Here is a 6,352-nt window from a genome sequence, read left to right on the forward strand (position 1 = left end):
CCAGCATTGCCTTCCGCCCGGCTCGCACAATAGTCGGCCCGATGTTCGAGGCGATTGCGAGTCACTGGTCGACGCTTATCCTGATCCTCTCGCTGGCGATGGCGGCGGTAGGCATCGTGCACGCCATCATGACCAAGGAGGACGTGCGCGCCGCCACCGGCTGGGTGGGCGTGATGCTCCTGTCGCCCTTTATCGGCGCGATCATCTACGCCATTGCCGGCATCAACCGCATCCGCCGCGCGACGATCAGCGCCTTGCGGCCGTCACCCGAGGCCGCCGCCGCCAGGCACGACCGCGACGTCGCGCTGGAAGCCCTGATCAACGCCGAATACGGCCAGCGTTTCACTGGGCTGAAGACGCTTGGCGACAGGGTGGCGCGACGTCCGCTGACCTCTGGAAACACCATCGCCGTGCTCAAGACCGGCGATGAGGCCTATACGGCGATGTGCCGGGCAATTGATGCGGCGCAAAGAAGCGTCCTTCTGGAAACCTATATTTTTGACAATGATGCGGTGGGGGCGCTGTTCGTGCAGTCGCTCGGCAATGCCGTCCAACGCGGCGTCACCGTCCGCGTGCTGATCGACGCCGTCGGCGTGCGCTATTCGGTCCCGAGCATCCTGAAACAACTCAGGGAGGCCGGCGTCCCCGTCGACCTCTTCAACGGCAACATCGTCATGGGCCTGAGACTTCCCTATGCCAATCTGAGGACGCACAGGAAGATCCTGATCGTCGACGGCGCGGTGGCGTTCACGGGAGGCATGAACATCCGCAAGGGATTCTCGGCCGAATTCGCCGGTTCAGACAGTTCGCGGGACACGCATTTCGAGGTCACCGGGCCGGTTGTGGCCGACCTGTTCTCGGTTGCCGCCGAGGACTGGCGATTTGCCGGCAACGAGGCCTTGAAGGACGACCCATGGCAGGTCCAGCGCGCCGCGCCGCCGCCGGGGCAGCCGATGCTGGTGCGCGCGGTGGCGACCGGGCCGGATGCCTCCAACGAAACCAACCTGAAGCTGCTGATGGGGGCGTTTTCGGTCGCCCGCAAATCGATCCGCATCATGTCGCCCTATTTCCTGCCGGATCGCGAATTCATCAGCGCATTGACCACGGCTGGCCGCCGCGGCGTCGAAATCGACATCGTCGTGCCGGCGGTGAACAACCTTTTCCTCGTCGATCATGCGATGACGGCGCAGTTCGACCAGGTTTTGAAGCATTATTGCCGGGTCTGGCGCCACGAGGGCTCGTTCGACCATTCCAAGCTGATGGCGATCGACGGCGTGTGGGCCTATGTCGGCTCTTCCAATCTGGACGCTCGCTCGCTGAGGCTGAATTTCGAGATCGACATGGAAGTCCTGGACAAAAACTTCGCCGCCGAGATCGACGCCCGCATCGCGGCCGCCATCTCAACCGCCCAGCCAGTGACGCTGCAGACGCTGAATGCAAGGCCATTCATAATCCGCGTCTTCGACCGTTTGCTGTGGCTGGGATCGCCCTATCTTTAGCGCAGAAAATCGAGCAGCAGGATCATGGAGATAGACGACATCAAGGGACGCAGCCTGCCAGAGACCGTGCTGTTGTCGATCCGCGCCAGGAACGCGCGCAAGGCCAAGGCGACGCCGCGCAAGCGCGTCAACGACACTGAAATCGTCGTCGCCTCCTACAACGTCCATAAATGCATCGGCACGGACCGCAGGTTCGACCCTGAAAGGACGGCGCGCGTCATCCGCGAGATCAGCCCCGACGTGATCGCCCTGCAGGAAGCCGATAACCGCTTCGGCGACAGGGCCGGGCTGCTCGATCTTGCCCGCCTGGAGCTGGAGACGGGACTGGTGCCGGTGCCGGTCTCGGGCAACGGCAAGGGGCATGGGTGGCGCGGCAATGTGCTGCTGTTCAAGCGCGGCACCGTGCGCGACGTCCACCAGCTCAAGCTGCCGGGACTGGAGCCGCGCGGCGCGCTGGTCGCCGAAATCGATCTCGACGAGAAACGGTCGCTGCGCGTGATCGCCGCCCATCTCGGCCTTTTGCGCCGCTCGCGCTCCGAACAGGCCCGCGTGGTGCTCGACATCATGAGCAGCGCCGATGAAAGGCCGACGCTGCTCCTCGGCGACCTCAACGAATGGCGGCTCGGCAACCGATCGGCGCTGAACACGCTGCACACAACCTTCGGGCCGACGCCGCCGGCGGTGCCGACCTTCCCGTCCGGCCTGCCGGTGCTGGCGCTCGACCGCATCATGGGCAACCGGCATGGTTTGGTTTCAGGCGTCGAGGCGCATGACACGCCGCTGTCGCGCGTCGCCTCCGATCACCTGCCGCTGACGGCTTTCGTGCATCTTTAAGTTGCCGCCCTACTCTTCCCTGAGCCAGACCAGCATCTCGCCGGGGTCGCGATTGTCCCAGGCGAAATAGGGAACCGCCTTGAGCTTCGTCTCCTCAGTCGCCGGGGGTTCGGGACGATAGAGATCGGCGCCCCAGTTCTCCGTTTCGGCCCTGCTGCCGATCGTCGAAAGCGTGACGACGCCGCCGAGCAGGTTTGGCTCGGCGTGGGCCTCGAGCCTTGCCGTGCGTGGCAGGGCGATGCGATGCAGCCCGCCGCCATTGTCGGTTTGCTCGACGCAGTAGACCAGCGGGCCGCGCGCGAGCGCCACGCGGCCGATGTCCTGGCGCACCTGCGGGTTGGCGAAGAGGCGGGCCATCGACATTTCGAGGTCGAGCTCGACCTTGTCGCCCTGGCGCCATTCGCGGCGGATCGCGGCATAGCCGTCGACCGTCGCCGCCTCGAGATCGACCAGCTTGCCGTTGACCCGAAGCGCGGCCTTGCGGCACCAGGCAGGCACACGCAGGTGAAGCGTGAACGCTGTCGGCGCTTCCGGCCCGAACTCGATCGAGACCGCGCCGTCCCAGGGATAGTTGCTGGTCTGGACGAGGGTTATCTGCTGGCCGGCGATCTCAAAGCGGGCCGTCGAGTCGCCGTAAAGGTGCACTGCCAGCGCATCATCGGCGAGGCCGTAGAAATAGCCGCCGATCGAGGCCACCATGCGGCCGATATTGGGCGGACAGCAGGGGCAGCGGTGCCATTTCCAGCGGTGGTGCCCTCCCCGGCTCTCCAACGGGTTCTCGTAGAAGAACAGCGAGCCGTCGAGCGACAGGCCCGAGATCGAGCCGTTATAGAGCGCGCGCTCCATCATGTCGGCGTAGCGGGCGTTCGGACCCATGCCGAGCATGCGGCTTGCCCAGAACACCAGGCCGACCGAGGCGCAGGTCTCGGCATAGGCGGTCTCGTTGGGCAGGTCATAGTCGCTGGTGAAGCCTTCATTGTGCGCCGACGGTCCGAGACCGCCGGTGACGTAAAGGCTCTTGGTCATCAGATCGTCCCAGAGCCGGTCGAGCGCCACGCGCAGCGCGTCGTCGCCATATTCCGTCGCTATATCGGCCATGCCGGAATAGAGATACATCGCGCGCACCGCGTGGCCGACGACCTTGTCCTGCTCGCGCACAGGCTTGTGCGACTGGTTATATTCGTAGGTCTTGAAGTGATAGGCCTTCGGATCGGCGCCGCGGGCGCGCGCCTCCTCGTCGAAATAATGCGGCTGCTGCCCGCGCTGGTCGATGAAATATTTGGCGAGCTCCATGTATTTCTTCTCGCCCGTTACCCGCGCCAGCTTGACCAACGCCAGCTCGACCTCCTCATGGCCGCAGTAGCCCTTCTTCTTGCCGGGCTCCGGGCCGAACATCGAGGCGATATGGTCGGCGTAGCGGCACATGACGTCGAGCAGCTTGCGCTTTCCCGTCGCCTGGTAATAGGCGACAGCGCCCTCGATCAGATGGCCGGCGCAATAGAGTTCGTGGCAGTCGCGCAGGTTGGTCCAGCGCAGGCCGGGCTGGATGCGCTGGTACCAGCTGGAGAGGTAGCCATCCTCCTGCTGCAGTTTTTCATACATGTCGATGACGGTGTCGATCTTCCTTTCCAGATCCGGGTTGCGGCGGCGGTAGAGCGAATAGGCGGCGGTCTCGATGGTCTTGCCCCAGTCGGAATCCCAGAACATCTGGGTCGTCACCGTCGAGCCGGTGAACTCGGCGCCCTTCTCGTCGGCCTCGTCGGGCGATGGCGAATGGAACGGGATGACGACGCCCGGCGACGGTCGGTCCGGATCGATCTGCTCCAGCATGCGCGCCTCGACGCAGCGGTCGTAGAGGATGCCGGCGGTCTTGGCTGCCACCGCATCGACACGGTCGCCCCAGAAGCCGCGGACATCGACCTGCGGCACGGGCAGCGGCCGGAAGGCGAGCTTCGGCTTGGCGGATGTCTCGGGCTTGGCCGAGGTGGCGGGTTGCGATGCGGTCATGAACGTCACTCCATTCGAATGCGGGCGAATTACTTGACGGCCCCGGCCATGAGGCCGCGGATGTAGAAGCGCTGCAGCGCCAGGAAGAGGATCAGGCAGGGCACCATCATTACGGTGACGCCGGCCTGCACCGCGCCCCAGTCGATGGCGCCGAAGCGGCCGGACTGGAGCGCCGTCATCATCACCGGCAGGGTGAATTTGGACTGGTCGGTCATCAACACGAGCGCGGCCAGGAACTCGTTCCAGGCGCCGAGGAAGGCGAAGAGCGCGATGGTGACGACGCCCGGCCAGACCAGCGGCAGCATCACCTTGATGAGCATGGTGACGTTGTTGGCGCCATCCATGCGAGCGGCCTCCTCGATCTCGCGCGGCACGGCGTCGAAAGCGTTGCGCATCATGAAGATCGAGAAGGGCAGCTGCAGCGTGACGTAGACGCAGACCAGCCCCGTCAGCGTGTTGTGCAGACCGAGCCTGGTCAGCACCAGGAAGATCGGCGTCAGGATCGACTGGAACGGGATCATGATCGTCGACAGGATGAGGACGAAGAAGAAATCCCGGAACGGAAAGCGGAAGCGCGAGAAGCCGTAGCCGGCAAGCACACTGACCAGCACGGAGAGCAGCACCGTCATCACCGAGACATAGATGCTGTTCTGCGCCGAGGCCCAGAGCCCGTCGCCGAAGGCGTTCAGCGTCTCGTAATTCTCGACCGAGAAGCCGGTGGTCGGCCAGGGCGGCAGCGGCGGCTGGCGCGCCTCCTGCGCCGGCTTGAAGGTCGACAGCACCGTCCACACGATCGGCGCCAGGAACAGCACCGAGGCGATGATGCCGGTGGAATGCCTGGCGAGGCTGAAGGCGGCCTTGCGGTTCTGCGACATCGCCTCGGCCATCAGTCGAGCCCCTCGGGCTTGCGCAGCAGCCAGAGCTGGATGAGGCTGAGCGCCACCAGGATGGCCAGCAGCACCATGGAAAGTGCCGCGCCATAGCCCAGCTTGAACGAGACGAAGGACTGATTGAAGATCCAGTAGACCGCCGTCAGCGTCTGGTTGCGCGGGCCGCCGCGCAGGATGATGTAGAACTGGTCGAAGGCCAGGATCGAGCCCGCCACCGACAGGATCAGCGCCAGCGCCAGCGTGCGGCGCATCAGCGGCAAGGTGATCGCCCTGAACCTTGCGAACGGGCCGGCGCCATCGATGACCGCGGCTTCCTGCAAATCCTGCGGGATCGACTGCAGGCCGGTCATCAAGATGATCATGGTGAAGCCGGCCACCTTCCAGACCACCATGGCAATGATCGACCAGAAGGCTGGCTGGAAGGTGGCGAGCAGATTCACCTTCTTTTCGGTCAGGCCAAGGTCGTAGGCGGCCGGGCTGAACAGGCCGGAATCGACATTCAAGAGCCAGGACCAGAGCAGGCTCGCCGAAGCAAAACCCACCACCGCCGGCATGAAGAAGGCGGTGCGGTAGAGGTTGGTGAGCAGCCGCGGCCTTTCGATGAAGATCGCCAGCGGAAATGCGACGGCGAAGATCGCGATGGTGACGATCACTGTATAGTAGAAGGTGAATTTCAGCGCGTTCCAGAAGCGCGTGTCGCGCAGGATGGCGACATAATTGTCGAAACCGATGAAGGCATGCTCGCCCATCAGCGGCCAGTTGTGCAGCGACATCCATGCCGTCATGCCGAGCGGGATGACGAAGAAGACGGTGACGAAAGCGACGGCCGGCAGGACGTAGAGCAGGCCAACCCATTGCCGCAGGCTGGCGCTGGTGCGTGGCCTAGCGCGGGCGGGTGCCGAAGTTGCGATAATGGAAGCCATGTCGTTCTCACTGCGAGTGAACGATGCAACATCCCGGCCGCCCGGCCAGGGAGACGGGGCGGGCGGCCGGGGGGGGGCCCCCGGGGGCGGGGGGGGGGGGGGGCCCCCCCCCCGGGGGCCGGGGGGGGGGGTGTGTGGGGGGGGGGGGGGGGTGGGGGGGGGGGGTGGGGGGGGGGGGGTTGTTGGGGGGGGGGGGGGG

At 65.1% G+C, this 6,352-nt stretch carries 5 protein-coding genes; 2 read left to right on the forward strand and 3 right to left on the reverse strand.

What is annotated here, in order from left to right; genetic code table 11:
* Positions 1 to 41 precede the first annotated feature (41 nt).
* Positions 42 to 1,499, forward strand: coding sequence for a phospholipase D-like domain-containing protein (locus P9272_RS25010; protein WP_278162638.1), 1,458 nt, complete (start codon positions 42 to 44; stop codon positions 1,497 to 1,499).
* Between the two features lie 24 nt (positions 1,500 to 1,523).
* Complete coding sequence (locus P9272_RS25015) at positions 1,524 to 2,333, forward strand: endonuclease/exonuclease/phosphatase family protein (RefSeq protein ID WP_278162596.1); 810 nt, start codon at positions 1,524 to 1,526, stop codon at positions 2,331 to 2,333.
* Between the two features lie 9 nt (positions 2,334 to 2,342).
* Here P9272_RS25015 and P9272_RS25020 read toward each other — a convergent pair whose 3' ends face one another.
* From P9272_RS25020 to P9272_RS25030, 3 genes are read right to left on the reverse strand one after another with little or no spacing between them, the layout of a single operon-like run.
* Positions 2,343 to 4,340, reverse strand: coding sequence for a glycoside hydrolase family 127 protein (locus P9272_RS25020; RefSeq protein ID WP_278162597.1), 1,998 nt, complete (start codon positions 4,338 to 4,340; stop codon positions 2,343 to 2,345).
* Positions 4,341 to 4,369: 29 nt separating this feature from the next.
* Positions 4,370 to 5,227 carry a carbohydrate ABC transporter permease gene (locus tag P9272_RS25025; protein WP_278162598.1) on the reverse strand — a complete coding sequence of 286 codons (858 nt, stop codon included), beginning with the start codon at positions 5,225 to 5,227 and terminating at the stop codon, positions 4,370 to 4,372.
* Positions 5,227 to 6,153, reverse strand: a complete 927-nt coding sequence (locus P9272_RS25030) for a sugar ABC transporter permease (RefSeq protein ID WP_278162599.1) — start codon at positions 6,151 to 6,153, stop codon at positions 5,227 to 5,229. The genes P9272_RS25025 and P9272_RS25030 overlap by 1 nt, the downstream gene beginning before the upstream one ends.
* Positions 6,154 to 6,352 lie beyond the last annotated feature (199 nt).

This window comes from Mesorhizobium sp. WSM4976 (assembly GCF_029625685.1).
Taxonomy (GTDB): domain Bacteria; phylum Pseudomonadota; class Alphaproteobacteria; order Rhizobiales; family Rhizobiaceae; genus Mesorhizobium.